The 26,906-nt window shown below is 61.9% G+C and carries 23 protein-coding genes and 1 riboswitch; of the genes, 8 read left to right on the top strand and 15 right to left on the bottom strand.

Features of this window, described 5'->3' with window-relative positions; genetic code table 11:
- The first annotated feature begins 3 nt into the window (after positions 1-3).
- Positions 4-864 carry an archaetidylserine decarboxylase gene (asd, locus tag HYE77_RS18910; RefSeq protein ID WP_003217535.1) on the top strand — a complete coding sequence of 287 codons (861 nt, stop codon included), beginning with the start codon at positions 4-6 and terminating at the stop codon, positions 862-864.
- A 120-nt stretch (positions 865-984) separates the two neighbouring features.
- Here the strand turns inward: asd and serB are convergent, their stop codons facing one another.
- The gene (serB, locus tag HYE77_RS18905) at positions 985-2,199 is read right to left on the bottom strand and encodes a phosphoserine phosphatase SerB (RefSeq protein WP_003217536.1); all 1,215 of its coding nucleotides are present in this window, start codon (positions 2,197-2,199) and stop codon (positions 985-987) included.
- Positions 2,200-2,333: 134 nt separating this feature from the next.
- Between serB and HYE77_RS18900 the strand changes: the two genes are divergently transcribed.
- Positions 2,334-3,866 carry an AhpA/YtjB family protein gene (locus HYE77_RS18900; protein ID WP_008439111.1) on the top strand — a complete coding sequence of 511 codons (1,533 nt, stop codon included), beginning with the start codon at positions 2,334-2,336 and terminating at the stop codon, positions 3,864-3,866.
- 187 nt (positions 3,867-4,053) lie between these two features.
- On the opposite strand, the gene HYE77_RS18895 is transcribed toward HYE77_RS18900, so the two are convergent.
- The 9 genes from HYE77_RS18895 to HYE77_RS18855 form a co-directional block, all read right to left on the bottom strand.
- Complete coding sequence (locus tag HYE77_RS18895) at positions 4,054-4,761, bottom strand: membrane integrity-associated transporter subunit PqiC (protein ID WP_003217538.1); 708 nt, start codon at positions 4,759-4,761, stop codon at positions 4,054-4,056.
- Between the two features lie 177 nt (positions 4,762-4,938).
- Positions 4,939-7,203 (bottom strand): DNA topoisomerase IV subunit A, encoded by a 2,265-nt coding sequence (gene parC / locus HYE77_RS18890; RefSeq protein WP_003217539.1) that lies wholly within the window; start codon positions 7,201-7,203, stop codon positions 4,939-4,941.
- Positions 7,204-7,213: 10 nt separating this feature from the next.
- On the bottom strand, positions 7,214-7,735 hold the full coding sequence (locus HYE77_RS18885; protein WP_008439113.1) for a TIGR02281 family clan AA aspartic protease: 522 nt from the start codon (positions 7,733-7,735) through the stop codon (positions 7,214-7,216).
- On the bottom strand, positions 7,732-8,727 hold the full coding sequence (locus HYE77_RS18880; RefSeq protein WP_177069122.1) for an esterase-like activity of phytase family protein: 996 nt from the start codon (positions 8,725-8,727) through the stop codon (positions 7,732-7,734). Before HYE77_RS18880 ends, HYE77_RS18885 begins: the two co-directional genes overlap by 4 nt.
- On the bottom strand, positions 8,727-10,631 hold the full coding sequence (parE, locus tag HYE77_RS18875) for a DNA topoisomerase IV subunit B (protein WP_003209518.1): 1,905 nt from the start codon (positions 10,629-10,631) through the stop codon (positions 8,727-8,729). The genes HYE77_RS18880 and parE overlap by 1 nt, the downstream gene beginning before the upstream one ends.
- A 44-nt stretch (positions 10,632-10,675) precedes the next feature.
- Positions 10,676-11,284 carry a YqiA/YcfP family alpha/beta fold hydrolase gene (locus HYE77_RS18870; protein WP_003209516.1) on the bottom strand — a complete coding sequence of 203 codons (609 nt, stop codon included), beginning with the start codon at positions 11,282-11,284 and terminating at the stop codon, positions 10,676-10,678.
- A gap of 49 nt (positions 11,285-11,333) precedes the next feature.
- Positions 11,334-12,149, bottom strand: a complete 816-nt coding sequence (gene cpdA, locus HYE77_RS18865) for a 3',5'-cyclic-AMP phosphodiesterase (protein ID WP_177069161.1) — start codon at positions 12,147-12,149, stop codon at positions 11,334-11,336.
- Between the two features lie 99 nt (positions 12,150-12,248).
- Complete coding sequence (locus HYE77_RS18860; protein WP_003209507.1) at positions 12,249-12,698, bottom strand: DUF1249 domain-containing protein; 450 nt, start codon at positions 12,696-12,698, stop codon at positions 12,249-12,251.
- Entirely contained in the window at positions 12,689-13,306 is a 618-nt protein-coding gene (locus HYE77_RS18855; RefSeq protein ID WP_003209505.1) for an NUDIX domain-containing protein, read from the bottom strand. Before HYE77_RS18855 ends, HYE77_RS18860 begins: the two co-directional genes overlap by 10 nt.
- 211 nt (positions 13,307-13,517) lie before the next feature.
- Between HYE77_RS18855 and HYE77_RS18850 the strand changes: the two genes are divergently transcribed.
- Positions 13,518-14,264, top strand: a complete 747-nt coding sequence (locus HYE77_RS18850) for an RsiV family protein (protein ID WP_003209503.1) — start codon at positions 13,518-13,520, stop codon at positions 14,262-14,264.
- Here the strand turns inward: HYE77_RS18850 and cytX are convergent.
- Both cytX and thiC read right to left on the bottom strand, forming a co-directional pair.
- Positions 14,233-15,522 (bottom strand): putative hydroxymethylpyrimidine transporter CytX, encoded by a 1,290-nt coding sequence (cytX, locus tag HYE77_RS18845; RefSeq protein WP_087692489.1) that lies wholly within the window; start codon positions 15,520-15,522, stop codon positions 14,233-14,235. The two genes, HYE77_RS18850 and cytX, sit on opposite strands and share 32 nt — an antisense overlap.
- A 136-nt stretch (positions 15,523-15,658) precedes the next feature.
- Entirely contained in the window at positions 15,659-17,563 is a 1,905-nt protein-coding gene (thiC, locus tag HYE77_RS18840; RefSeq protein WP_008439122.1) for a phosphomethylpyrimidine synthase ThiC, read from the bottom strand.
- A 145-nt stretch (positions 17,564-17,708) separates the two neighbouring features.
- Positions 17,709-17,814, bottom strand: a riboswitch (TPP riboswitch).
- Positions 17,815-18,010: 196 nt separating this feature from the next.
- On the opposite strand from thiC, the gene HYE77_RS18835 reads away from it, so the two are divergent.
- Positions 18,011-19,450, top strand: coding sequence for a TolC family outer membrane protein (locus tag HYE77_RS18835; RefSeq protein WP_102604279.1), 1,440 nt, complete (start codon positions 18,011-18,013; stop codon positions 19,448-19,450).
- Positions 19,451-19,572: 122 nt separating this feature from the next.
- Here the strand turns inward: HYE77_RS18835 and waaA are convergent, their stop codons facing one another.
- Both waaA and HYE77_RS18825 read right to left on the bottom strand, forming a co-directional pair.
- Positions 19,573-20,850: a lipid IV(A) 3-deoxy-D-manno-octulosonic acid transferase gene (gene waaA / locus HYE77_RS18830; protein WP_177069121.1), complete on the bottom strand. Its 1,278-nt coding sequence runs from the start codon at positions 20,848-20,850 to the stop codon at positions 19,573-19,575.
- Between the two features lie 23 nt (positions 20,851-20,873).
- On the bottom strand, positions 20,874-21,764 hold the full coding sequence (locus HYE77_RS18825; RefSeq protein ID WP_008439125.1) for a LysR family transcriptional regulator: 891 nt from the start codon (positions 21,762-21,764) through the stop codon (positions 20,874-20,876).
- 103 nt (positions 21,765-21,867) lie between these two features.
- Between HYE77_RS18825 and HYE77_RS18820 the strand changes: the two genes are divergently transcribed.
- The 4 genes from HYE77_RS18820 (at position 21,868) to HYE77_RS18805 (ending at position 25,351) form a co-directional block, all read left to right on the top strand.
- Positions 21,868-22,203, top strand: a complete 336-nt coding sequence (locus HYE77_RS18820; protein WP_003209492.1) for a multidrug efflux SMR transporter — start codon at positions 21,868-21,870, stop codon at positions 22,201-22,203.
- Between the two features lie 153 nt (positions 22,204-22,356).
- Positions 22,357-23,532 (top strand): FAD-binding oxidoreductase, encoded by a 1,176-nt coding sequence (locus HYE77_RS18815; RefSeq protein WP_008439128.1) that lies wholly within the window; start codon positions 22,357-22,359, stop codon positions 23,530-23,532.
- Complete coding sequence (locus HYE77_RS18810) at positions 23,529-24,341, top strand: aldo/keto reductase (protein ID WP_003209490.1); 813 nt, start codon at positions 23,529-23,531, stop codon at positions 24,339-24,341. Before HYE77_RS18815 ends, HYE77_RS18810 begins: the two co-directional genes overlap by 4 nt.
- Positions 24,342-24,382: 41 nt before the next feature.
- On the top strand, positions 24,383-25,351 hold the full coding sequence (locus HYE77_RS18805) for a hypothetical protein (RefSeq protein WP_008439131.1): 969 nt from the start codon (positions 24,383-24,385) through the stop codon (positions 25,349-25,351).
- Positions 25,352-25,484: 133 nt separating this feature from the next.
- Here the strand turns inward: HYE77_RS18805 and hldE are convergent, their stop codons facing one another.
- Complete coding sequence (hldE, locus tag HYE77_RS18800) at positions 25,485-26,906, bottom strand: bifunctional D-glycero-beta-D-manno-heptose-7-phosphate kinase/D-glycero-beta-D-manno-heptose 1-phosphate adenylyltransferase HldE (RefSeq protein WP_003209486.1); 1,422 nt, start codon at positions 26,904-26,906, stop codon at positions 25,485-25,487.

The raw sequence follows: 26,906 nt of genomic DNA, 5'->3' as shown, positions 1-26,906 counted from the left end.
TTAATGAAAAAGCAGTTGTTCATCCTCAGCCAGTACTTGCTGCCCCACCACCTGCTGTCGCGTCTGGCCGGTTGCATTGCCGAATGCCGCGTGCGCTGGTTCAAGAATGCGTTCACCAGCTGGTTTGCCAAGCGTTATCAAGTGGACATGTCCCAGGCCCTGGTTGAAGACGTGACCGCTTACGAGCACTTCAACGCCTTCTTCACCCGCGCACTGAAAGACGGTGCACGGCCGCTGGATCAGACCCCAGGCGCGGTGTTGAGCCCGGCCGATGGCGCTGTCAGCCAGTTGGGCCCGATTGAACATGGCCGGGTGTTCCAGGCCAAGGGCCACAGCTTCAGCGTGCTGGAATTGCTGGGCGGCGATGCGGCGGTGGCTGCGCCGTTCATGGGCGGCGATTTCGCCACTGTTTACCTGTCGCCGAAGGACTACCACCGGGTGCATATGCCATTGGCCGGCACCCTGCGGGAAATGGTTTATATCCCTGGCCGAATCTTCTCGGTAAACCAGACCACCGCCGAAAATGTGCCGGAACTGTTTGCGCGTAACGAGCGTGTTGCCTGCATCTTCGACACCGAACGCGGCCCGATGGCCGTGGTTCTGGTTGGCGCGATGATCGTGGCATCGATTGAAACGGTTTGGGCAGGCTTGGTAACGCCGCCAAAACGCGAGCTGAAAACCTTCCGTTATGACGAAGCTGCCCGTGGGCCGATCCACCTGGAAAAAGGTGCGGAACTGGGGCGCTTCAAGCTGGGTTCGACGGCAATCGTGCTGTTTGGGCCGGACCAGGTTCAATGGTCGGAAGCACTGCAGGCGGGGACGCCGGTGCAGATGGGCCAGGGCATGGGTTTGCCGAAAGCCTGACCTAGCGAGCATTCCCACGCTCCGCGTGGGAATGCATCCCGGGACGCTCCGCGTCCCAACCTCAAAATCGGACGCGGAGCGTCCAGGGCGGCGTTCCCACGCAGAGCGTGGGAACGATCTTCAGAGCTGACCGTCGCGATCGCGAAAGCCCAACAGGTACAACACGCCATCCAGCCCTAAAGTCGAAATCGCCTGCTTGGCCGATTGCTTGACCAGCGGCTTGGCCCGGAACGCCACACCCAACCCGGCAATCGCCAGCATCGGCAAGTCATTTGCCCCGTCGCCGACCGCAATGGTCTGCTCCAGACGCAACCCTTCCTTGTGTGCCAATTCCCGCAACAGGTCAGCCTTACGCTGTGCGTCGACAATCGGCTCCACGGCCACACCCGTCACCTTGCCGTCCACCACTTCCAGCTCGTTGGCGAACACATAGTCGATACCCAGCTTGGCCTGCAATTGCTTGGCGAAGTAGGTGAAACCGCCCGACAGGATCGCGGTCTTGTAGCCCAGGCGCTTGAGTTCGGCGAACAGGGTTTCGGCGCCTTCGGTCAGGCGCAGCGAGGCGCCGATGGAGTCCAGCACGCTGACGTCGAGGCCTTTGAGCAGCGCCAGGCGCTCCTTGAAGCTGGCTCGGAAATCCAGCTCACCAGCCATCGCACGCTCGGTAATTTCCGAAACCTGCTCGCCTACACCGGCAGCCTTGGCCAATTCGTCGATGACTTCGGCTTCGATCAGCGTCGAGTCCATGTCGAACACCGCCAGGCGGCGATTGCGGCGGAACAGCGAGTCTTCCTGGAAGGCGATATCGACATTCAGCTCCTGGGCAACGCTCAGGAATTCGGCACGCAGGGCCTGAGGATCTGCCGGCTCACCGCGTACGGAGAACTCGATGCAGCCCTTGCCCTTGTCTGCTGGCGTGTCCAACGGCATACGACCCGACAGACGGTCAATGTGGTCGATATTCAAACCGTATTGAGCCGTGATCGAACTGACACGCTGCAATTGCTCGGCCGTCACCTTGCGAGTCAACAGCGTCACGATGTGGCGTTTTTTGCCCTGGCCGGCTACCCAGCTCTGGTAATCCTCTTCGGACACCGGGGTGAAACGCACCTGCTGATCGAGCTTATACGCCGTAAACAGTATGTCCTTGAGCACGGACGAGGCCTGCTCGGTGCTGGGAATTTCCACCAGGATGCCGAACGACAGCGTGTCGTGAATCACCGCCTGGCCGATGTCGAGAATGTTCACACCACCCTGGGCCAGAACACCGGTAATGGCTGCAGTGAGACCCGGACGGTCCTCACCTGTGATGTTAATCAGGACAATTTCGCGCAAAGCGCACCCCCGAGCTGGAAAAAAACCGCATTCTACCCACTTTCAGTGACCATCGGGCACAGCCAGCGCTTTGCCGGTCTTGGGCCTGTCGCTATACTGCGCGTCAACTTCACGGACTAAAGAGCCGAGCTTAAGTGAACCGGCCCACGCCAGTAAAAACCGATAACTTCTTCCTGCTGATCTTCCGGGCACTGCGCCACCGCCGTGTACCGATCGCATTACGCATCGCCAGCCATAACGTGATCCTGGTCGCCCTGGCCCTGGTCATCTACGCCTGCGTGATGGGTTTGCAGTTCAAGCAGGCCATGCACGAGCAAGCCGACGCTTTGGGCGAGAGCCTGACCACCCAGACCGCCACCTCGGCGACTGAGTTGTTGGTGTCCAACGACATCCTCAGCCTCAACGTGCTGCTCAACAACCTGACCAAGAACCCGCTAGTGGCCCACGCCGCTATCTATAGCGTGGACAACCGGATCATGGCCGAAGCCGGGCAACGCCCGAAAAACGGCCTGCTGGGTGAAGCCGAAGGCCTGTACCAGAGCAATATCACGTTTCAGGACGTGAAGGCCGGCCAACTGCGCATCAGCCTGGACATGCAACAGTTCCAGCAGCCGATGACCATCAGCCTGCAAAGCATGGGTATCTTGAGTGCGATCCTGCTGGCACTGTCCCTGGCCTTGAGCCTGCGCCTGGGCCGGCATATCTCCACGCCACTGATGCAACTGCGCATCTGGCTGCGGGATATCGATGAACACACCCCGGCCACCGACCGCCAGGACGAAATCGGCGACCTCGCCCGCCAACTGCACACCAGCTTCGCGCCGGAGCCCGTAGTGCCCGAGGTTGAACCCGAGCCCGAGTTCGACGACACCGACTACGAAGACGACGAGCCCGAGTTTGAAGTGCGCAACCTGCGGGACCCGAGCTTCGACGAGTCTGCGCCGGTAGCGGCCCAAAAGCCGGCGACCCGTCATGTGATCAAGGCAGAAGAAGACGAACTGGACGAAGAAGACCCGTTCGCCGATCTTCGCGATACTTCAGTGCCAACCGCTCCTGCTGTGCAGCCTGCTCCGGTGCGCAGCACCCAGCCCCAGCACAGCGCCGTATTGGCCGTGCAACTGGGCGCACAGGATCAACTGCGTCGCTTGCCGCGGGCACGCCTGACCGAGTTGCTGGAACGTTATCGTGACTGCCTCGACCAGGCGGCCTCGCTGTATCAGAGCGAACTGCACACCCTGAACGACGGCAGCACCTTGATGCTGTTCCACAGCGAAGACAGCGGCGAAGACTACCTGACCAACGCCATCTGCTGCGGTGAACTGCTGCGGGCCCTGGGCCATGCGCTGCAAATCGAAGTGGCCGACAGCGGCATCACCCTGCAACTGCAATTGGGCCTGACGGTGGGCGACGATCTGTATGGCATGAGCCAGATCGATCTGCTCCTGACCGAGATTGCCCAGGATGCGCTGGCCTTGTCGCAACACAGCCGCAACCTGCTGCTGGTGGAACGCAAGATCAGTGACGACGTGCTGATTCGCCAGCGTGCGCGGATCCGCCCGATTGCCAGCCCTGAAGGTGCGTGCTGTGTGGAGCGGTTGATGGAGCCTTACCCGTCGATGCTTGAGCGCCAGCTGGCGCGGATGCATGAGACGCGGGCGAAGAACTAAAGAACAACGCAAATCAATGTGGGAGCGGGCTTGCTCGCGAAAGCGGCCTGTCAGTCAGCCTATGTATCGACTGATCCGCCGCCTTCGCGAGCAAGCCCGCTCCCACATTAGATCTGCGTACCGCTCAAATCCCGCACAAACAAAAGGCCCGCTCATCAGCGGGCCTTTTTGTTGGTCTGTATTCAGGTCAGAACCTGAACACTTCCATATCGGTGCGAATCGGCACGGCCATCGGCATCTTCGGCTTCTCCGGTGCCGCAGCCTTGGGCTGCGCCGGGGCTTGTTTGCGTGGCGCTTCTGCCACCGCTGGCTGATTGGCCAATGGCTTGAGGGCCACCGACAGCTGGTCAGCCAAACGTTGCAGCAACACACCCTGGGCCTGGACCTGGGACGCGGTGCTGCCGCTGTGCTCTTCCTGCAAGTGCACGATGCGGTTATCCCGCACCTGGCCACGACGGTCGATCAAGCGCCATTGCGCGTCGAGGATAGCGGGCTGTGAAACGCCCGAGTCCAGTCGCGTAATGGTCAGCAGCACCTGTACGTCCGGGGCAAAACCCAACGGCGCCGGCGCCAATACCACACGCTGGCTGTCCAGGTGGCCAGCCACCTGGCGCAACATCAACTGATTGATGTCGGACGAAAGGCTACCGGCCCAGCGGCCATCGGTGGAACCTTGCAGGCTGCCGTCGTTCTGACGTTGCAGCAGGGTTTCACGTTGCAGATAGTCGGCCACTACAACAGGGCCAAGCAATACAGCCATGCCGGCACTTTGTGCAGGCTGAGCCGGACTTCCACTGTCCAGCTGATACAGCGACACCGGTTGGTGTGTGCTGCAACCCGCCAGGCCCAAAAGGCCAGCGAGCAACAAAAATAAAGGAAGGCGCGGAGCAGTCATCATCCCATCCAGGTGGCTGCCACAAGGCGAACCACAATGTAATACTCAAAAATAACCTGTACGCGCTCAGCCACGCCGGCGCTGGAAAGGCCATATCATCCGTGAATATGCGCCATGACTCCAGCGCGAAAGCGTCGATCTACGGGTTAAATCGTAGATCGGGCGCTCTATATCGCCTTAAACGGGCGTTTCCACCAGTAAAGCGTCCACTCGCTGGAAGCCGCGCGGCAGTTTATTGCCACGACGACCCCGCTCACCCTTGTAGTGCTCGAGGTCGTCAGGGCGCAGTGACAACGTGCGCTTGCCGGCCTGCAACACCAGGGTCGAGCCTTCCGGGATCACGGCGATGTCGGTCACGTACTCTTCGCGACTGGCCACCCGCTCCCCGGGAATACCAATGATCTTGTTGCCCTTGCCTTTGCCCAACTGCGGCAAATCGCTGATCTTGAACACCAGCAGGCGCCCTTCGGTCGTCACCGACGCCAGCCAGTTGCCTTCACGGTCTTCCACCGGACGCGGCAGGATCACCTTGGCGTTGTTCGGCAGGCTCAACAACGCCTTGCCCGCCTTGTTCTTGGCCTGCAGGTCTTCACCCTTGACCACGAACCCATAGCCCGCATCGGAAGCGATGACGTACAACGAGTCATCGTCCGGCAGCAGCACGCACTCAAAATTCGCACCCGGCGGCGGTGTCAGGCGTCCGGTCAATGGCTCGCCCTGCCCCCGCGCCGATGGCAAGGTGTGCGCCGGCACCGAGTAACTGCGACCGGTGGAGTCGATAAACACCGCAAACTGGTTGGAACGCCCCGCCGCCGCGGTTTTGAAACCGTCGCCAGCCTTGTAAGACAGGCCGGTGGCGTCAATATCATGCCCTTTGGCTGAGCGAACCCAACCCTTTTCCGACAGAACGACGGTAATTTTCTCGTTGGGCAGCAGCTCGGTTTCGGTCAGGGCCTTGGCTTCGGCGCGCTCGACAATCGGCGAGCGGCGGTCGTCGCCATAGGTTTCGGCGTCCTTGATCAGCTCGGTGCGCACCAGCTTCTTCAGCTTGGCCTCGCTGCCCAGCAGGGCCTGGAGCTTGGCTTGTTCCTTGAGCAGCGCGTCCTGTTCGTCCCGCAGCTTCATCTCTTCCAGTCGCGCCAACTGACGCAGACGGGTGTCGAGGATGTAGTCGGCCTGGATTTCGCTGAGTTCGAAGCGCGCGATCAGCTCGGCCTTCGGGTGCTCGGCGGTACGGATGATATGGATCACTTCATCCAGGTTGAGATAAGCGATCAGCAAGCCGTCCAACAGGTGCAGGCGGCGTTCGACCTTGTCCAGGCGGAATTGCAGGCGGCGACGCACGGTCTGCACCCGGAATTCCAGCCATTCCACCAGCAAAGCCCGCAGGTTCTTCAACTGCGGCTTGCCGTCCAGGCCAATGATGTTGATGTTGACCCGATAGCTGGACTCCAGCTCGGTGCTGGCGAACAGATGCTGCATCAGCACTTCATGGTCGACCCGGCTGTTGGTCGGGATGATCACGATGCGGCACGGGTTTTCGTGGTCGGACTCGTCACGCAGGTCGGCGACTTGCGGCAGCTTCGACGGCTTGGCCTGCATCAGCGCGGCAATCTGCTCCAGCACCTTGGCCCCGGATACCTGATGCGGCAGCGCGGTGACGATGATGTCGCCGTCTTCGATGTGGTACACAGCGCGCATGCGCACCGAGCCTTTACCGGTCTGGTAGATTTTCAGCAGGTCGGCGCGAGGCGTGATGATTTCTGCTTCGGTCGGATAATCCGGGCCCTGGATATGCTCGCAGAGCTGTTCGACCGTAGCCTTCGGCTCATCCAGCAGGCGCACGCAGGCGCTGGCCACTTCCCGCAGGTTGTGGGGCGGTACGTCAGTGGCCATGCCCACGGCGATACCCGTGGTGCCATTGAGCAGGATATTCGGCAAACGTGCCGGCAACACCAGCGGCTCGTCGAGGGTGCCGTCAAAGTTCGGGCCCCAGTTGGCCGTGCCCTGGCCCAGTTCGCTGAGCAGCACTTCCGAATACCGCGACAGACGCGCTTCGGTGTAACGCATGGCGGCGAAGGACTTCGGATCATCCGGCGCACCCCAGTTACCCTGGCCGTCCACCAGCGTGTAGCGGTAGCTGAACGGCTGGGCCATCAGCACCATGGCTTCGTAGCACGCCGAGTCGCCGTGAGGGTGGAATTTACCGAGCACGTCACCGACGGTACGCGCCGACTTCTTGTGCTTGGAGTCAGCGTCCAGGCCCAACTCACTCATCGCATAGATAATGCGCCGCTGTACGGGCTTCAGGCCGTCGCCGATATGCGGCAAGGCACGGTCCATGATCACGTACATGGAGTAGTTGAGGTAGGCATTTTCGGTGAAGTCAGCCAGCGACCGGCGTTCAACGCCATCTAAGCTGTCTGCAAGGATGTCACTCATGCGGGCCTCATCATTGTTTGGTCTGGCGCAGCAGCAAAGTGCCGCTGCGCTGGGTAAATTCAAGTTGTTTCAATGCACTCATGCCCAGCAATACCTGTTCATCGCCCAAACCCGGTACCACGATGGCGCGCACGTCCCGAAGGACGATATCGCCCAGTTGCAGACGGCCCAACTCGGTCCGAAAGCCCTGGGTTCGCCCGTTGGCCGTACTCACGCCAACCGGCATGCCGCGTTCAAGCCCGAGACGGTCGGCCAATTCAGCCGGAACCGCCACGTCGGTGGCCCCGGTGTCGAGCATGAACTGCACCGGCTTGCCGTTGATCTGGCCAGTGGCGACAAAATGCCCTTGGCCGTTGCCCAGCAGTTTTACTTCGATATAACCCTCGTGCTGCTCCGAGGTCACCACGGCATTGGGGTTTTCCTGTCGCGCTTCCCACTGCCCAAAAAATCGTGTCGCCAAAAACAGGCCGGCGCCCCACGCGACGAACATCAACACACGCCCGGCGCGCTTGCCGGGTGGTTGCGCACTCATGGCTTGGCGCTCCAGCCACCCGCAGGGGCGGCGAAACGATAGACCACCGGCCGCTTTTCGCCATCGGCGCGGGCACCGAAGTTGTTGTCGATGCCGATCCAGGCACCGTCAGCGTCCACCACCAAGGCTTCGGCCAATCCATAGGCCTGGGCATAACGCCGATTCGGCGTCAGCGCTTCATCGGCAAACGACCAGCACAACTCCACCTGGGCCGTGACCGCATCCCGGCGACACACCTGAAACGCATTGCGCTCCAGGGTAAACAGCTTGCCATTGAACAGCGCCAGGTCGGCAAAGTCCTTGGACACCGCCTTGGCGCCCGGAAACTGCGCCGGCTGCATCTCCTGGCCGGCCTCGCTCAGCAATACACAAGGGCCGTCACAATCCCAGAGAGTTTGCGGGCGCTTGATGGAAATCAGCCCGCGCCGCTCGCGTTCGGCCGCAAGCCAGATTTGATTGCCTTCCGGGTTCACCACGATGCCTTCAAACAACGCATTGAAGTGCAGCAGCATGCCACTGGCCCGAGCCTCACGCACCATGCCCGGGGCGATCTTCAACCACTCCGGCGCACCGCTCACCGGCACTTGCAGCACCGCCGCATGGGCTTCGCTGACGATGTAACGGTTGCCCGCCGCATCGCAGCTGATGCCTTCAAAATCCAGGTCACCACCGCGAATCAACGACGCCGCCTTGGTGCGCGAGCGCAAGCCAAAGGGCAAGCCGGACTCCGGCACCGGCGGTACGTCGATCTTCACCGTTTCGGCCTGCCAGGTATCGGCACTGATATCGAGACGGTAGATCTGATCGTCGTCGCGGTCGGACACCGTCCACAACTCCTTGCCGCACATGGCCAGGCCCGACAGGTTACCGCCGCGCATGCCTTCCACCGGGTGTTCCGACAACAGCTTCAGCTCAGCCGCAGGCGCTGCGACCACCGAGGTGGCCGCCAACCCGCTCAACAACAGTATCGCCAGGGCGAAACCGCTGCGCATCAGCCCAGAACCTCGGCCAGGTTGCCCTTGGACTCCAGCCAGTTCTTGCGATCCGGCGCGCGTTTCTTCGCCAGCAACATGTCCATCATTTCCGAGGTGGCGGCGAAATCTTCCAGGGTCAACTGCACCAGGCGCCGAGTGTTCGGGTCCATGGTGGTTTCCCGCAGCTGCGGCGGGTTCATCTCACCCAGGCCCTTGAATCGGGTGACCTGCGGCTTGCCGCGTTTCTTCTCGGCCACCAGGCGATCGAGGATGCCATCGCGCTCGGCTTCGTCCAGGGCGTAGAAAATCTCCTTGCCCAAGTCGATGCGGTACAAAGGCGGCATGGCGACATAGACGTGACCGGCATCCACCAACGGGCGGAAATGCTGGACGAACAGTGCACAGAGCAAGGTCGCAATGTGCAAACCGTCGGAGTCGGCGTCGGCGAGGATGCAGATCTTGCCGTAGCGCAGCTGACTCATGTCCGCCGCGCCCGGGTCGACACCGATGGCCACGGCAATGTTGTGCACTTCCTGGCTGGCCAGCACTTCACTGCCATCGACTTCCCAGGTGTTGAGAATCTTGCCCCGCAGGGGCAGGATCGCCTGGAATTCCTTGTCCCGCGCTTGCTTGGCGGAACCGCCGGCAGAATCACCTTCCACCAGGAACAGCTCGGAGCGCATCGGGTCTTGCCCGGCGCAGTCCGCCAGCTTGCCAGGCAGTGCCGGCCCCTGGGTAATGCGCTTGCGTTCGACTTTCTTGCTGGCCTTCAGGCGACGGCCGGCGTTGTTGATCGCCAGCTCCGCCAGGGCCAGGCCCAATTCAGGGTGTTCGTTGAGCCACAGGCTGAAGGCATCCTTGACCACCCCGGAGACAAACGCCGCTGCCTCACGGGACGACAGGCGCTCCTTGGTCTGGCCGGAGAATTGCGGCTCCTGCATTTTCATCGACAGGACGAACGCGATCCGCTCCCAGACGTCTTCCGGCGCCAGCTTCACGCCGCGCGGCAGCAGGCTGCGGTATTCGCAGAATTCGCGCATGGCATCCAGCAGGCCCTGGCGCAAACCGTTGACGTGGGTACCGCCCTGGGCCGTCGGGATCAGGTTGACGTAGCTTTCCTGGACGCTGTCGCCACCTTCCGGCAGCCACAACAAGGCCCAGTCCACGGCTTCTTTATTACCCGCCAGGCTGCCGCAGAACGGCTCGTTCGGCAGGCGCTCGAATTCGCTGACGGAGTCTTCCAGGTAGGACCGCAGGCCGTCTTCGTAATGCCACTCGACCTTTTCGCCGGTGCCTTTGTCTTCAAAGCTGACCAGCAGGCCCGGGCACAGAACAGCCTTGGCCTTGAGCACATGCTTGAGGCGGCTGATGGAGAATTTCGGTGAATCGAAGTATTTCGGGTCCGGCGCGAAGTACACGCTGGTGCCGGTGTTGCGCTTGCCGACGGTGCCGATCACTTCCAGGTCGGTGGCCTTGTAGCCATCGGCGAAAGTCATCTGATACTCGTTGCCGTCGCGCTTGACCTTGACCCGTACGTGGTTCGACAGGGCGTTGACCACGGAAATACCCACACCGTGCAAGCCACCGGAGAACTGGTAGTTCTTGTTGGAGAACTTGCCGCCGGCGTGCAGCTTGGTGAGGATCAGCTCGACGCCCGACACACCCTCTTCCGGGTGAATGTCCACCGGCATGCCACGACCGTCGTCGGACACTTCCAGGGAATGGTCGGCGTGAAGGATGACTTGTACCGACTTGGCGTGCCCGGCCAAGGCTTCGTCGACGCTGTTGTCGATGACTTCCTGGGCAAGGTGGTTCGGCCGACTGGTGTCGGTGTACATGCCGGGGCGTTTGCGCACCGGGTCGAGGCCCGAGAGGACTTCGATGGCGTCGGCGTTATAAGAGCTAGCGCTGGGAGTGGCCATGGGGTCTCGTCGTGAGTCGTTCGATTAAAAAGTAACCTGCGGTTTCACAATGCGGTGAAATCGAAGGATTGGTACTGATCGGAGCCTATGCCGGCAAAACTCAACAGCGCCGGTAACTGTTGGGCAAAGCCCTGGTAACCGTGATCGCCACCGGCCTGGATGCGCAAGGCACAGGCCCGGTAATACTGCTGGGCGAGGCGATAATCCAGTGTTTCATCGCCGGTCTGCAACCACACCTGATAACGCTGGGCGTCCTGGGGCGCCGGCACTTCCAGCTCGGCCAGGGCCGCGACGTGGTCGTGGGTCAGCTCCCAGGTCTCATCGGTGTAGAGGTTCTTCTGGGTGCCCAGGTAACCGTCGAACATCCGATGAGGGCTGACTGCCGGGTTGACCAGCAAGGCGTTGAGGCCATGGCGTTCGGCAAGATGGGTTGCATAGTAGCCGCCGAGTGAGCTGCCTACCAGCAGTGGCCTTCCGAGGTCACGGATAGCCGCCTCCAACTGGGGGATCGCCTGGCGGGGGTGGTGATGCAGGGCCGGCACGCGCAGTTGGTCGGCCAGACCGAGGCTGTCCATCACGGTGATCAACTGGCTCGCCTTGTTGGAGGCTGGTGCGCTGTTGAAACCGTGGATATACAAGATCGATGCGGACATTCCGGGTCCTCTGTGGGTCTGCCAAAGAGGCGCAGTTTACAGGGAAATCTCAGTAGCCGTTGCTACCGTAATCCACCTGAAACGCGAAGCCCTGCACCCGCTCCACACCGGTTTCCAACCGCCCGTCGGCATGCAACCGCAGCCAGCGATACCCGGGTGCCTGCTCACTCACGCTGAAATCCTCACTCCCGGGAGCGAACTGAATGCAGGTAGAAGGCGAAGCCAACAAACGCACCCCATTGCGCTCCCGGTCAATTTCCTGATGCACATGCCCCCAAAGCACCGCCCGCACCTGCGGAAACCGATCCAGCACCGCAAACAACGCCTCAGGATTGCGCAAACCGATGGGCTCCATCCAAGCGCACCCAATCGACACCGGATGATGGTGAAAACACACCAAATGATGCCGAGCCGGCGCCTCACTCAACGACTGCGCCAGCAATTGCAGCTGCTGATCCTGCAAATACCCCGGCACCGAACCCGGCACCGCCGAGTCCAGCAGGGTAATGCGCCAGTTGCCCACATCCACCACCGGTTCCAGCAACGCACTGTTGATCGCCGCTTGCAGCATCACCTGCGGCTCATCGTGATTCCCCGGGATCCAGCGCGCCGGCGCCTGAATCTGCCGCGTCATGTCACGAAACGCCTGATACGACTCCAGCGTACCGTCCTGGGACAAATCCCCGGTGGCCAGCACCAGATCAATCTGCGGCTGCTGCACCAACACCGTGTCGATCACCCGTTGCAGGCTCTCGCGGGTATTCATGCCCAGCAGGCCGCCGTCCGCCTCGGCAAACAGGTGACTGTCGGACAACTGCACCAGCAACGCCGAAGCGTCAGGGTTCATGGCGGATACGCTCGGCAAGGCGTTCTCCCAGGGCGTGATCACAGGAATGGACATTTGAGGCGATTATGCTGGGGCAGGACACAAAGAGGAAACCCGTGAAGCGGACGCAGTTCACATCTATCGAACGACTTCGAACTCGTGGCCCAGGGCCAGGCAGTGACTCAACCATTCACCGAGGAACACATTGAGCTGTGCTTTCTCATCGGGTTGGTGCATGAACACGTTGGGGTAAGGATAGATGCTGCGAAAGCGTCGTGCATGTTCGGCGCTGATCACTTCGGCCATGCGTGCGTCGTGGTACACCTGCACTTCCAGCTGCGGCACCGGCAGCCACGGCAGGCTGTGCTCCTGACGCACCCGCAAAGTGGTGGTGTACGGGCAGTTCACGATCACTTCCAGGGTCAGCACGCCGAGCATCTGGTCGCCGTGGGTCACGGCAATGCGCCGCGCCTCGGGGGTGTGGCGCATGTCCGGCAGCAGCCGCATCAGCCGTGCATAGTTGGCCTCGCAGGCTGCTTGCAGCCCGATCAGGTCAACCCGATATCGCTCCCGTGCCTTTACTGCCATAACCCCCTCACTTCCGCGCGATTAAGCGCAAGCCATTGCAGGGCAATAATGCTCGCTGCGTTGGAAATTTTACCGTCACGTACCGCCTGCAGGGCGTCTTCAAAGGCCCAGACAGTGACGCGGATATCTTCGGCTTCCTCTTCCAGTCCATGGACGCCACCGGCCCCGGCGCTCTCGCAACGGCCCAGGAACAAGTGGACAAATTCGGTGCTGCCACCCGGCGACGGAAAGTACTTGGTGATCGGCCAGAGTGCGGAGAATGTAAGGCCAGCTTCCTCCTCGGCTTCGCGGTGTGCAACCTCCTCCGGTTGCTCATCCTTGTCGATCAGGCCAGCGACCATTTCGATCAGCCACGGGTTGTCGGTACGCCCCATGGCGCCGACGCGAAACTGCTCGATCAGCACCACTTCATCGCGCTGCGGGTCGTAGGGCAGTACACACACGGCGTCATGACGCACAAAGACTTCGCGATTGAGTTCACGGCTCATGCCGCCATCAAACTTCTCGTGCCGCAGTTTCAGCCGATCCAGTTTGTAGAAGCCCTTGTAGGCATTGTCGCGCTGAACAATCTCCACCTTGCTCGGCGTCGATTTCGCTGTGTCCGTCATATCAACCCTCGTTTATTGCCTTGCGGTGTCGAGGCGGCCTCGACATCGCGCCATCCTAACGCGCTCGTGCCCCTTGATGCAGCCCCTTTCCGGTTGCCGGGATAGACGGCGGGCGTCAAACTCACTCTAATCAGCTTAGTGGCGAACTGACTGCCTTGTCGGGAGTCGAAGCTCCACATTTTCACCTTTCCTCGATTTATGAAGGACACACATGTCGCTTTTAAAAATCGCCTCCGTGGCCTGTATCGCCTTGACCCTGGGTGCTTGCCAGAGCCTGTTCCAGCCGAGCTACCTGAAGCCGCTGGACACCACCGCCGACGCCTCCGAGCAGATCAAACCCGGCTGCAGCAGTCCGGATTGCCCGCTGGTAAACATCGACACCGTGCACTTCCCGTCCGAGCCGCAGTTGGACCAGATCATCGAACAGCGCCTGCTGCAGATGGCCCGCACTTCACCTGGCCAGGCCATGCCCGCCACCCTGAACGCCTACCGCGACAAGTTCTTGCGTGAGTCCCCGGACCGCAACAGCATGTACTTGCAGGCCAAGGTACGTGAGCAGCATGACGGACTGGTGATCATCGAAGTGTCCAGCTACCTGGACACCGGCACCGCCCACGGCGAGCCGGGCCGCGGCTTCATCAACTATTCACGCCTGCTGCACAAAGAGCTGAGCCTGACCGACATGCTGTTGCCGGGCCAGGAAGATGCATTCTGGAAGACCGCGAAAGTCGCCCACAACAACTGGCTGATCAACTCGCAGATGGACCGTGACCCGGAGTTCGTGAAGAACTGGCCGTTCCAGAAAACCCCGAATGTGGCGCTGACCAGCAATGGCGTGGTGCTCAAGTACAACGTGACCACCATCGCGCCGTACGCATTGGGGCTGATCGAAATGACCATCCCCTATGCGCGCCTCACCGGCGTGATCAAGCCTGAGCTGGTGCCCGCACGCCACTGAAGGCCCGGCCCAGGATAAAGTGCAACAGCCCTGCCAGCACCAGCGCCGGCAGGGTCGCGCCGACATCCGGGTACAGATTCGCCAACAGGTGATAGGTGCTGATCCCTCCAAGCCACGCCAGCAGTGCCGGCCAGCGCAGGTTGGCGGCAACACCATGGCCACGACGGCGCAGGATGAAGTGATCCACCAGCACCACGCCGAACAGCGGCGCGAACACCGAGCCGATCAGCAGCAGGAAGTTCTGGTACTGCGCCAACGGTGCAAAGCAGGCGATCAGCGTGCAGATAACGCCAATGGCCAATGCCAGGTGCTCGACTTTCAAGCGCAACAGAATCCCGCTGGACACCGCCGCCGAGTGAATATCGGCGAACGCGTTTTCTGATTCATCCAACAGGATCAGCAGCAGCGGAATCCCCAGGCCGGCTCCGGCCAATGCCAGCAGCAACGCATTCACTTCACCGCTCGGCGCAAACGCCAGGGTGTAGGCCACGCCAAGGCTCATCAGCCAGAAGTTGCCGATGAAGAAACCCAGTGCCGTGCCGCCGAACACGTTTTTCGCGCGTTTGCCGAAACGTGAGTAGTCGGCAATCAGTGGCAGCCAGGACAGCGGCATGGCAATCGCGATATCGAAGCCAACGGCAAACGGCATCGAACCGTCACCAGCCTGGGCCCAGAGAGCGGCCAGGTCGGCTTTGGCGAACAGGTTCCAGGTCAGCCACAGGCAGGCGGCCAGCAGCAGCCAGATGCCCCACTTGCGCAGGATCTGCCGCACGAAGGTCAGCGGACCGCTGACGGCAAGCAAGGTCGCGAGGGCGCCGAATACCAGGGTCCAGAACAATGGGCTGGTCAGCAGGCTGCCTTCGCTGAACGCGCGGGCGCCCAACAGGCTGGCGGCGTCGCGCATCACGATGATTTCGAATGAGCCCCAGCCGATCAGCTGCAGCAGGTTCAGCAGCGCCGGCAGGCTTGCGCCCTTGGTGCCGAGGCTGAGTTTCAGGGCGGCCATGGATGACAGGCCGGTATCGCTGCCGATCACGCCGACGGCGGCCAGCAACAGCACGCCGACCAAAGTGCCGAGGAAAATTGCCAGTAAGGAACCGGAGAGGCCCAGGCCCGGCGCCAACAGTGCACCGGTTTGCAGGACCATCAGGCCGATGCCCAGGGAGAACCACAGGGAAAAGAGATCGCGGGCGCCGAAGACGCGTTTGTCCAAGGGGACTGCGATGTCTGGGGAATAGGTGCTGGGTTGAATGCTCAAGGGTGCTATCTCAGAGGGACATGATCGTTCCCACGCTCTGCGTGGGAATGCCGCTTTGGACGCTCTGCGTCCGCTTTTGTGACGCGGAGCGTCACGGGATGCATTCCCACGCGGAGCGTGGGAACGATCATCGGGTTCAGACCTTTTTGTACAGCTGGCTACCTTCCTGCTTGAACCGCTCCGCCTGCTCCGCCAGTCCCTTGGCCACGTCCACATCCACCGCTTCAATGCGCTGGTTGGCCGCGTACTCACGCACTTCCTGGGTGATCTTCATCGAGCAGAATTTCGGCCCGCACATCGAGCAGAAATGCGCGACCTTGGCCGAGTCCTTCGGCAAGGTTTCATCGTGGTAAGAACGCGCCGTGTCCGGGTCCAGGCCCAGGTTGAACTGGTCCTCCCAACGGAATTCAAAGCGCGCCTTGCTCAACGCGTTGTCACGAATCTGCGCCCCCGGATGCCCCTTGGCCAAGTCCGCCGCATGGGCCGCGATCTTGTAGGTGATGATCCCGGTCTTCACATCGTCCTTGTTCGGCAGGCCCAAATGCTCCTTCGGCGTGACGTAGCAGAGCATCGCGCAACCGAACCAGCCGATCATCGCCGCCCCGATGCCCGAGGTGATGTGGTCATAACCCGGGGCGATGTCGGTGGTCAGCGGACCGAGGGTGTAGAACGGCGCTTCGTCGCAGCACTCCAGCTGCTTGTCCATGTTCTCCTTGATCAACTGCATCGGCACGTGGCCCGGGCCTTCGATCATGGTTTGCACGTCGTGCTTCCAGGCAATCTTGGTCAACTCGCCGAGGGTTTCCAGCTCGCCGAATTGTGCGGCGTCGTTGGCGTCGGCAATCGAGCCCGGGCGCAGGCCGTCTCCCAGGGAGAAGCTGACGTCGTAGGCCTTCATGATTTCGCAGATTTCGTCGAAATGGGTGTAGGTGAAGTTCTCTTTGTGGTGCGCCAGGCACCACTTGGCCATGATCGAACCACCACGGGACACGATTCCGGTGACGCGCTTGGCGGTCAGCGGTACATAGCGCAGCAATACGCCGGCGTGGATGGTGAAGTAGTCGACGCCCTGCTCGGCCTGTTCGATCAGGGTGTCGCGGAACAGCTCCCAGGTCAGGTCTTCAGCGGCGCCGCCGACTTTTTCCAGGGCCTGGTAGATTGGCACGGTACCGATCGGCACCGGCGAGTTGCGGATGATCCACTCGCGGGTTTCATGGATGTGCTTGCCGGTGGACAGGTCCATCACCGTGTCCGACCCCCAGCGAATGCCCCACGTCAGTTTCGCCACTTCTTCTTCGATGGACGAACCCAGGGCGCTGTTGCCGATGTTGCCGTTGATCTTCACCAGGAAGTTACGGCCGATGATCATCGGTTCCAGTTCGGTGTGGTTGATGTTGGCCGGGATGATCGCGCGGCCACGGGCGATTTCTTCGCGGACAAATTCCGGGGTGATGATTTTCGGCACGCTGGCGCCGAAGCTGTGGCCGGCGTGTTGCTGGTCCAGCAGGCCGGCGGCGCGGGCCTCTTCCAGCTTCATGTTTTCGCGGATGGCGACGTATTCCATCTCGGCGGTGATGATGCCTTTGCGGGCGTAGTGCATCTGGGTGACGTTGGCCCCGGCCTTGGCACGGCGCGGGTTTTTCACGTGGGCAAAACGCAGCGCGGTCAGCTCGGCATCGCTCAGGCGCTGTTGGCCGAAGTGCGAGCTCAAGCCCGACAGGCGCTCAGTGTCGCCGCGGGATTCGATCCACGGCGAGCGCACATCGCCCAGGCCTTTGCGCACGTCGATGATCACGTTCGGGTCGGTGTAGGGGCCTGAGGTGTCGTAGACCACTACGGGCGCATTGATTTCGCCGCCGAAGTCGGTGGGGGTCACGTCGAGACTGACTTCACGCATCGGCACGCGGATATCCGGACGGGTGCCCTGGACGTAGATTTTTTGCGAGCGGGTAAACGGCTGCACGGAACCGGAGTCGACCTTGGCCGATTCACTCAAGTGCACGGTGTTTTTTGATTTTTGGCTTTTTAATTCGATGCTCATCACGGGCTCTCCAACTATCCAGGCGGTGGATTTTTGTCGGAGTGAACCTGTGACGGATGGACGCACTGTGACAGTGCTGTGCTTGGCGCACGGGCTGTTCGATTGTCGAACAACATCCCGGACGAAGCACAAGAGGACTCGCCGGGTGACGAGAAATCTTGTTCCCTACGCAGGCGCTAACCTGATCAGGTTCAACGGGATCCGGTATTTACCGATCTCAGCCTTCCAACAAGGCACCCCGACAAGAACGCGGCCAGTCTAGACCATGGAGCAGGCAAATTGCCAATGGCGGTGCATTCATCGTGATGAATGGCGTAATTACAGGATTGTTGTGCCGTGATAGCGCCACTACACTCGGTGACTGCCTGAGGTCTTGACGCCAGGAATGGGCCGCCTTAGCCTTGGGCACCAAATTATCGCCGTAATATTTAATCTAGGGATCGCCTCATGCTGCGCAAACTTTCACTGGCTCTCGCCGTGTCTTGTGCGACCAACGGACTGGTCTGGGCAGCTGAAGCGCCCCTGACGACCAAAACCGACTTGGTCAGCGTCTACCAGGAAGCGGTGGACAACAACGCCGACCTGGCCGCCGCCCGCGCCCAATACGGCGCGCAGAAAGAAGTGGTGCCCCAGGCCCGCGCCGGGTTGCTGCCGAACCTGTCGGCCGGTGCCGACATCAACAATGTGCGCACCCAGCTGGACCAGCCCGCCGCCACGGTCAACCGCGACGCCCATTCCTGGCGCGCGACCTTGAGCCAGCCGCTGTTCCGCGCTGATCGCTGGTTCCAGCTGCAAGCCGCTGAAGCCGTCAACGAGCAGGCCGCGCTGCAACTCTCGGCCACCGAACAGAACCTGATCCTGCAAAGCGCCGAAAACTACTTCGCCGTGCTGCGGGCCCAGGACAACCTGGCGTCCACCAAGGCCGAAGAAGCCGCGTTCAAGCGCCAACTGGACCAGTCCAACGAACGCTTTGACGTCGGCCTGTCGGACAAGACCGACGTGCTGCAATCCCAGGCCAGCTACGACACCGCACGGGCCAATCGTATCCTGGCCCAGCGCCAGGTGGACGACGCCTTCGAAGCGCTGATCACCCTGACCAACCGCCAGTACAACTCGATCCAGGGCATCGTCCACACGCTGCCGGTGCTGCCGCCGGCGCCGAACGACGCCAAGGCCTGGGTCGAAACCGCCGGCCGCCAGAACCTGAACCTGCTGGCCAGCAACTATGCCGTCACCGCCGCCGAAGAAACCCTCAAGCAACGCAAGGCCGGCCACGCGCCGACGCTGGATGCCGTGGCGCAATATGAAAAAGGTGACAACGACGCCCTGGGCTTCAGCAACCCGAGCGCCTTTGGCCAGCCGTATCACGGTGACGTGTCGCAACGCACCGTAGGCTTGCAGTTGAGCATCCCGCTATACAGCGGCGGCCTGACCAGCTCGCAAGTGCGCGAATCCTATTCCCGCCTGGGCCAGACCGAGCAGCAACGCGAGGGCCTGCGTCGCCAGGTGGTGGAAAACACCCGCAACCTGCACCGCGCGGTGAACACCGATGTGGAGCAGGTACAGGCGCGCCGCCAGTCGATCATCTCCAACCAAAGCGCGGTGGAAGCCACGGAAATCGGTTACCAGGTGGGCACGCGCAATATCGTCGATGTGCTGGACGCCCAGCGCCAGCTGTACACCTCGGTGCGCAACTACAACAACAGCCGCTACGACTACATCCTCGACAACCTGCGCTTGAAGCAGGCGGCGGGCACGTTGAACCCGGGGGACTTGCAGGATCTGGCGCGTTACCTGAAGGCCGACTACAACCCGGACAAGGACTTCCTGCCGCCGGACCTGGCCAAGGCCGCCGCGGCGCAGCTGAAGGCTAACCCGGGTTACTAAGACTGCCCGTTAACCCAATGTGGGAGCGGGCTTGCTCGCGAAAGCGGTGTATCAGTCGACTTATTCGCTGACTGACACTGCGCATTCGCGAGCAAGCCCGCTCCCACATTTGATTTGTGTTGTTAGACGTTAAGCAGTCTGCCCAATCCGTCCAGCAAACGCTTCAATGCCCCCTGATTGGCGCGCATCACCGCCAGCCCCGCCTGCCCCATCTTCTGCGCGTCCTGCGGCAGCTCGAACAAACGCTGCACCGCCACCGCCAAACCCTCGGCATCGTCCACTTCCTGCAACGCGCCGGCGTCGCGCATCATTGCGCTGATTTCCAGGAAGTTGAACACGTGGGGCCCGCAGATCACCGGCTTGGCCAAGGCCGCCGGCTCCAACGGGTTATGCCCGCCCGTGGCAACCAGGCTACCGCCGACAAAAGCGCTGTCGGCCAGGGCATACAGAAACAGCAACTCGCCCATGGTGTCGCCCAGCAACACCGCGGTTTGCGCCGTCACCGCCTCGCCGCTGGAGCGACGCACCGTGGCGAAACCCTGTTGCTGGCACAGCTCGAACATCGGGTTGAAGCGCTCCTGATGGCGCGGCACCAGAATCAGCAACGCATTGGGATAACTGGCAAGCAACTGGCGATGGGCAGCGAGCACCACTTCGTCTTCGCCTTCGTGGGTGCTGGCGGCGATCCACACCGGGCGTTCACTGGCGTGCCACTGTTCACGCAACGCGGCGGCGCGCGCCAGCAGTTGCGGGTCGATGGTCAGGTCGAACTTGATCGAGCCGGTGACTTCGACAGTCTCGGGCCGTGCACCCAGGCTGCGAAAACGCTCGGCCTCGGTTTCGGTCTGGACGGCGAACAGGCTCATTTCCGCCAGCATCGGCGCGGTCAGCCTGGCGAAACGCCCGTAGCCCTTGGCCGAGCGAGCCGACAGCCGCGCGTTGGCCAATGCCACGGGAATCCCGCGTTTGGCGCACTGGTGAATATGGTTGGGCCACAGTTCAGTCTCCATGATCACCGCCAGTTTCGGCTGCACACGATCGAGAAACCGCTTGGCCGCACAGGGCAAATCGTACGGCAGGTAGCAGTGCTGGATGCGCGGCTCGTTGGCGAACAACGCCTGGATGCGCTCGGAACCGGTGGGCGTCATGCAGGTGACGGTGATCGGCAGCTGTGGATAACGTTCCAGCAGCCCGCGAATCATCGGCGCAGCGGCGATGCTTTCGCCCACCGACACCGCATGCACCCAGATCCCGCCGGGTTGCATCACCGGCAAGCCCCAGGAGAAGCGTTCTCCCACGCGCTTCGCGTAAGCAGGCGCTTTGCGGGCCCGCAGCCACAGACGTAAAGCTACCAACGGCAGCGCCAGGTAAAACAGACAGCTGTAGAGAGTTCTATTCATGGCGGCGGAGTTTATCGGCTTTTTCAGTCGATCGCCTGCAAGCACTCGGCAAAACGTTCGGCGAGGAAACGCGCGGCCGGGCCGAGGGGCTCGTCGCGGCGCCAGACCAGCTCCACCACCAGCGCCGGCGGGGTCCATTCGCTGTTCAGTTCGACCATCTGGTTCTGATAGGCCGGATACTGCACCACATGCCGCGGCAACCAGGCCCAACCCAGGCCGCGCGCCAGCCATTCGGCCAGCACGTAGAAACTGTCAGCCCGCCACACTTGCGGGCTGGCGGCCTCGCTGCCGGGATACACGCTGGTCTGGGTCGCCATCAGCAATTGGCGAAACTGCGCCAGGCGCTGGCAATCCACGAACTGTTCCTTGGCCATGGGATGCCCGATACCGCACACGGTCACCATCTCCACACTGCCCAGCACGCGGCGCTCCAACGCTTCGGGAATCTGATCGTGATAGAACAGCAGGCCCAGATCCGCCTTGCGCTCCACCAGCTTGCGCGCGACATCGCCTTGGGCGGCGCTGGACAACTGCACTTCCAGGCTGGGAAATTTTCCCGCCAGCGCTTCGAGGCTATCGAGCACCGGCTGATAGAGCATGGCTTCATCCTGGGCCAGGCGCAGGCGCGCCTCTTCACCGCGCATCAATGACAAGGCACGGCCATTCAGGCGCTCGCACTGGCGCAAGACTTCCCGCGCCTCCTCGAGCAGTGCCGTGCCCGCCTCGGTCAAACGGGGCTGGCGGCCGCTGCTGCGATCAAACAGGGATACGCCCAGGTCCGCCTCCAACAGGGCAATCCCATTGCTGACCGCCGATTGCGCCCGACGCTGGTCCCGCGCCACCGCCGAAAATGAACGCTGCTCGGCGACGCTGACAAACAGGCGCATTTGCTCAAGACTCCACTGCACGCTCATGGCTCAACCCATCTTAAATTCGGATAGGTAATGACTTTACCGCATCTGACAAGTCTCTAAAATGCCAACCTTATCAAGCGACCCTGTACCGAGGATTTACCCCATGAACGCCGCCTACTATTACCTGGCCATTGCCATCTGCTCGGAAGTGATCGCCACCGTTTCCATGAAAGCGATCAAGGGTTTCAGCACGCCAATCCCGTTGTTGCTGGTGATCGTCGGCTACGGCGTGGCCTTCTGGATGCTCACGCTGGTGGTGCGCACCGTGCCGGTGGGTGTCGCGTATGCAGTGTGGGCCGGGATGGGCATCGTGATGGTCAGCATCGCCGCGCTGTTTATCTACGGGCAGAAACTGGATATCCCGGCGATGCTGGGCATGGGCCTGATTGTGCTGGGCGTGGTGGTGATTCAGTTGTTCTCGAAAACGGCCGGGCACTGAGCGTTCACGTGAGATTCAATTGAGGCCGAAACTCGCAGCCTCGTTCCACTCGACAGCTCCTGCGGTGCGTCTGTCATCCGGGAGCGTTGGGGCGAAGATTCACTTCATGAGCCTGTATACTGCGCAGCCTGTCTTGAACACTGAGGTCGCTGCATGCCATCCGTTATTTCCACCGACGTTCTGATTGTCGGCGCCGGGGTTGCCGGCCTCTGGCTCAATGCGCGCCTGCGCCGCCAGGGCTTTTCCACGGTATTGGTGGAAAGCGCCACCCTCGGTGGCGGGCAAAGCGTGAAGTCCCAGGGGATCATCCACGGCGGCGCCAAATATGCACTGCACGGCGCCCTGACCGGTGCCTCCGAAGCCATCGCCGACATGCCCCGCCGCTGGCGCGAAGCCCTGGCGGGCAACGGTGAACTGGATCTCTCCGGTGTGCGCCTGCTGTCCGAAGCCCACTATTTGTGGTCGCCGGGCACCATCGCCGGCAACCTCACCAGTTTCTTCGCGAGCAAGGCCGTGCGTGGCCGCGTGGATCAAGTGAAGGGCGATGACCTGCCACCGGCCCTGCAAGATCGCCGCTTCAAGGGCAAGGTCTATCGCCTGGCCGAACTGGTGATCGACGTCCCAAGCCTTATCGAACGCCTGGCGCAATTGGCCGGCGACGGTTTGCTCGCGGGCAAACAGATCGAACCCTTGCTGGAACAAGGCACACTGGTCGGCCTGAAGGTCGATGGCCGTGAGATCCGCGCCCAGCGTATCGTCGTCAGCGCCGGCGGCGGCACCGCTGACCTGCTCGGCGCCCTGGGCCTGAGCCAGCCCGCCATGCAACGCCGACCTCTGCACATGATCATCGCCAAGGGCCCCGGCCTGAAGCCGCTGTACGCCCACTGCCTGGGGGGCGGCACCAAGCCGCGCATCACCGTGACCACGCATCCCGCCGCCGACGGCAATTGGGTGTGGTACCTGGGCGGCGATATCGCCGAAGCCGAAGGTGTGGCCCGCACCCCGGAGCAACAGATCGCCACCGCCCAAAAAGAGCTGGGGCAGTTGCTGCCCTGGATCGACATGAGCCAGACCCAATGGGCCACCTTGCGCGTCGACCGCGCCGAACCATTGCAGTCAGGCCTGACCCGCCCGGACAACGCGTTCCTCGCCGAACAGGATCGCCTGTTGGTGGGCTGGCCGACCAAGCTGGCATTGGCACCGGATTTCGCCGATCGAGTGATCAACGCACTGGAACGTGACGGCATCAAGCCAGGAACTACCGAAAAACTGCCCGAGCTGCCGAAACCCGCCATCGCCCAACCCGCCTGGGAGCAACTGCTGCCATGACCCTGCCGACTCTGCACGACCTCCACCGCCCGCTGGGCAGCACCGGCCTGCTGGTCTCGCCGCTGGGCCTGGGCACCGTCAAGCTGGGCCGCGACCAAGGGGTGAAATACCCCAGTGGCTTCCAGATTCCCGATGACGATGCGGCGCGGATGCTGTTACGCCAGGCCCGGCAATTGGGCATCAACCTGATCGACACTGCGCCCGCCTATGGCCGCAGCGAAGAACGCCTGGGCCCGCTATTGCGCGGCCAGCGCCAGGAATGGGTAATTGTCAGCAAGGTGGGCGAAGAATTTGCCGAAGGCGTATCCCATCACGACTTCAGCGCAGCCCACACCCGGCTATCGGTGGAGCGCAGCCTGAAACGACTGGAAACGGATTTTATCGACCTGGTGCTGGTGCACTCCGACGGCAACGACCTGCATATCCTCAATGATTGCGAGGTTTACCAGACCCTGGAAGACCTCAAGCGCGAGGGCAAGATCCGTGGTTTCGGCTTCTCCGGCAAAACCGTCGAGGGCGGTGTAAAGGCTCTGGAACAAGGTGATTGCGCCATGGTCACCTACAATTTGAACGAACAGGCCGAGAAAGCCGTCATTGATTATGCCGCCGCACACGGCAAGGGCATCCTGGTGAAAAAGGCACTAGCCAGTGGCCATGTCTGCCTGGAATCCGGAGTGGATCCAATTCACGCCAGTTTCATGCTGTTGTTTGCGCAAACTGGCGTTGCCAGTGCTATTGTCGGGACCATTAATCCGCTGCACCTCGCCCACAACGTGGCGACCGCTGCCAAGGTCATTCGCCAACTCTGATGCCGCCGACGCGGCCGACCCCGACGCAAGAAGGAGCCGACATGCCGCGAACGCTCATAAGAAAGAACCCCAGCAACTTCAAGACACTGCCGCTGCACGTCGAAGCAACCCCCGAAGGCTTGAGCTACCAGAGCGTCGGCATGCCGCTCAACTTCGCCCAGACCCTGCAACGGCGCAAGCCGGTGGAGGTGAAAGACACCGAGCGTTTCGTGCTGGAGCTGGCCAACCTTGGGGTCTCGGTGCGCCTGACGCTGCACTGGCAGAACCGCGATTACTGGGTGCTGGTGCGCCAGCGCCGACAAGACCGTGGCGACGTCGTGCTCAAGCTGATCTCCGGCTATGTGCCGGCCCACGAACTGAACCTGCCACTGCACACCGCCATCCAGGAAATCGCCGAGGAATGCCTGCTGGAAACCCCGGAAGGCTGGCTGGGCGGTCGTTTCAATGACACCTGGCTGCCGGCGCCCTACTCGTCGGCCCTGCACTACCGCGAAGCGTTGCCGTTCCGCCTCTCACCGCTGTCCGGGGCCGCGCGCCCGGTGCGCTGCGCCACCATGCAATTGATTGAACGACCACGCGCCTACGTGCACCTGCCCACGGCTTCGTTGCAGTTGATTTATGACTTGCGCCTGGAAGTGCCCAAGGAGGCGAAGTCCCTGAGCCTGTTTCATGTGGACGAGCGCCTGGAGGGCGACCAATTGGTGGCCCGCCTGGACCGCCAGCGCCCGGACCTGTACCTGATGCCGCTGAAGGACGGGCAGCCGTGTGCGGAGCTGTATACCTTGAAGAAGGATCAGCTGTATCCGGCGAGTACGCGAGGGTTGTATCTGGCTGAAAGCTTTGCCCAGCAGGAAGGCTGGATCGTGCGGGATGAGCGGATCCGCTGGAAGGACTGGCTGCGCCAGCAAGGGCTGAGTGCGCCGGAGAAAGAATCGAAATTGAAGCGCTTGACGGGTAAGGCGCGGCAGATCTTGCGCAAGATCGTGCCGAAGAAAAAAGCCAACCGGTAACCGGACGTCAGGTCGCGGCAGTCAAATGTGGGAGCGGGCTTGCTCGCGAAGGCGGTGTATCAGTCACTGCATCTGCCAGCTGACCCACCGCTTTCGCGAGCAAGCCCGCTCCCACACGAGCCCGCTCCCACCATCAGTTATTGCGGATCTTCTCGACAATCGCCGTGGTCGAGCTGTTTTCCACCAACCCCAGCACTTTGACCTTGCCACCGTAGGCACTGACGATATCGGCACCCACCACCTGGTCGACGGAATAATCACCGCCCTTGACCAGCACGTCCGGCTTGACCTGGGCCAGCAGGTTTTCCGGGGTCGCCTCGGCAAAGCTGATCACCCAGTCCACCGCACCCAAACCTGCCAGCACCGCCATGCGACGGTCGACACTGTTGATCGGCCGGCCTGGCCCCTTGAGGCGGCTGACCGACGCATCATCGTTGACTGCCACGATCAAGCGATCGCCCTGGGCCCGCGCCTGCTCCAGGTAGGTCACGTGACCGGCGTGGAGGATGTCGAAGCAACCGTTGGTGAAGACAATGCTCTCGTTATGGGCACGGGCATCGTCAATCGCCAGCAACAGTTGCTCAAGGCTCAACACACCGCGCTCCGAGCCTTCGGATCGCTGGATGGCGCGGCGCAGCTCAGGTGCACTGATGGCCGCCGTACCGAGCTTGCCGACCACGATACCTGCTGCCAGGTTGGCCAGGGCCACCGCATGGGGAAGTTCCTCGCCCGCCGCAATTGCCGCGGCCAGGGTGGAAATCACGGTGTCACCGGCACCGGTCACGTCGAACACTTCACGGGCCCGCGCCGGCAGGTGCATGGCCGGGTGATCAGGACGCAGCAAGGTCATGCCGTGTTCGCCACGGGTCACCAGCAAGGCACCCAGGTCGAGGTCGGCCATGAGTTGGGCGCCCTTGGTCACCAGCTCGTGCTCATCGACACAACCGCCGACGATGGTTTCAAATTCGCTGAGGTTCGGCGTGATCAGGCTGGCGCCCCGATAAATCGAGAAGTCCTTGCCCTTGGGATCTGCCAGCACCGGAATGCCCCGGGCCTTGGCGGCCTGGATCAGTACCTGATGGTTTTTCAAGGCGCCTTTCCCGTAGTCGGACAGCACCAGCACCTTGATGCCTTCGAGCATCTCGTCGACCTGGGCGCTGAGCACCAGGGCGTCGGTGGCGAAGGGTTCTTCAAAATCGATACGCAGCAATTGCTGGTGCCGACTCATGACCCGCAGCTTGACGATGGTCGGCTGGTGGGGAATGCGCTGGAACAGCGCACGCACACCCGCACCCTTCAGGCTGTTGGCCAGGCTGTCGGCAGCCTCGTCGTCGCCGGTCACACCCACGAGGGACGCCGGGGCGCCGAGGGCGGCAATATTGAGGGCAACGTTGGCAGCGCCACCTGGACGGTCTTCGATTTGCTCGACCTTGACTACCGGTACCGGTGCCTCAGGGGAAATCCGTGAGGTACCGCCATGCCAGTAACGGTCGAGCATGACATCGCCGACCACCAAGACAGGGGCTTGATCGAATCGCGGCATGGACAACTTCAT

The organism is Pseudomonas sp. IPO3774 (assembly GCF_013386835.1).
Lineage (GTDB): Bacteria > Pseudomonadota > Gammaproteobacteria > Pseudomonadales > Pseudomonadaceae > Aquipseudomonas.
Note: the sequence above shows the minus strand (reverse complement) of the source record. Positions and strands in the feature narration are given on the sequence as shown.

Coding starts and splice junctions, on each gene's coding strand:
- asd (WP_003217535.1), top strand. CDS start 4: ATGAAAAAGCAGTTGTTCATCCTCAGCCAGTACTTGCTGCCCCACCAC.
- HYE77_RS18895 (WP_003217538.1), bottom strand. CDS start 4,761: ATGACTGCTCCGCGCCTTCCTTTATTTTTGTTGCTCGCTGGCCTTTTG.
- parC (WP_003217539.1), bottom strand. CDS start 7,203: ATGAGTGACATCCTTGCAGACAGCTTAGATGGCGTTGAACGCCGGTCG.
- HYE77_RS18885 (WP_008439113.1), bottom strand. CDS start 7,735: ATGAGTGCGCAACCACCCGGCAAGCGCGCCGGGCGTGTGTTGATGTTC.
- HYE77_RS18880 (WP_177069122.1), bottom strand. CDS start 8,727: ATGCGCAGCGGTTTCGCCCTGGCGATACTGTTGTTGAGCGGGTTGGCG.
- parE (WP_003209518.1), bottom strand. CDS start 10,631: ATGGCCACTCCCAGCGCTAGCTCTTATAACGCCGACGCCATCGAAGTC.
- HYE77_RS18870 (WP_003209516.1), bottom strand. CDS start 11,284: ATGTCCGCATCGATCTTGTATATCCACGGTTTCAACAGCGCACCAGCC.
- HYE77_RS18860 (WP_003209507.1), bottom strand. CDS start 12,698: ATGGCAGTAAAGGCACGGGAGCGATATCGGGTTGACCTGATCGGGCTG.
- HYE77_RS18855 (WP_003209505.1), bottom strand. CDS start 13,306: ATGACGGACACAGCGAAATCGACGCCGAGCAAGGTGGAGATTGTTCAG.
- HYE77_RS18850 (WP_003209503.1), top strand. CDS start 13,518: ATGTCGCTTTTAAAAATCGCCTCCGTGGCCTGTATCGCCTTGACCCTG.
- thiC (WP_008439122.1), bottom strand. CDS start 17,563: ATGAGCATCGAATTAAAAAGCCAAAAATCAAAAAACACCGTGCACTTG.
- HYE77_RS18835 (WP_102604279.1), top strand. CDS start 18,011: ATGCTGCGCAAACTTTCACTGGCTCTCGCCGTGTCTTGTGCGACCAAC.
- waaA (WP_177069121.1), bottom strand. CDS start 20,850: ATGAATAGAACTCTCTACAGCTGTCTGTTTTACCTGGCGCTGCCGTTG.
- HYE77_RS18825 (WP_008439125.1), bottom strand. CDS start 21,764: ATGAGCGTGCAGTGGAGTCTTGAGCAAATGCGCCTGTTTGTCAGCGTC.
- HYE77_RS18820 (WP_003209492.1), top strand. CDS start 21,868: ATGAACGCCGCCTACTATTACCTGGCCATTGCCATCTGCTCGGAAGTG.
- HYE77_RS18815 (WP_008439128.1), top strand. CDS start 22,357: ATGCCATCCGTTATTTCCACCGACGTTCTGATTGTCGGCGCCGGGGTT.
- HYE77_RS18810 (WP_003209490.1), top strand. CDS start 23,529: ATGACCCTGCCGACTCTGCACGACCTCCACCGCCCGCTGGGCAGCACC.
- HYE77_RS18805 (WP_008439131.1), top strand. CDS start 24,383: ATGCCGCGAACGCTCATAAGAAAGAACCCCAGCAACTTCAAGACACTG.
- hldE (WP_003209486.1), bottom strand. CDS start 26,906: ATGAAGTTGTCCATGCCGCGATTCGATCAAGCCCCTGTCTTGGTGGTC.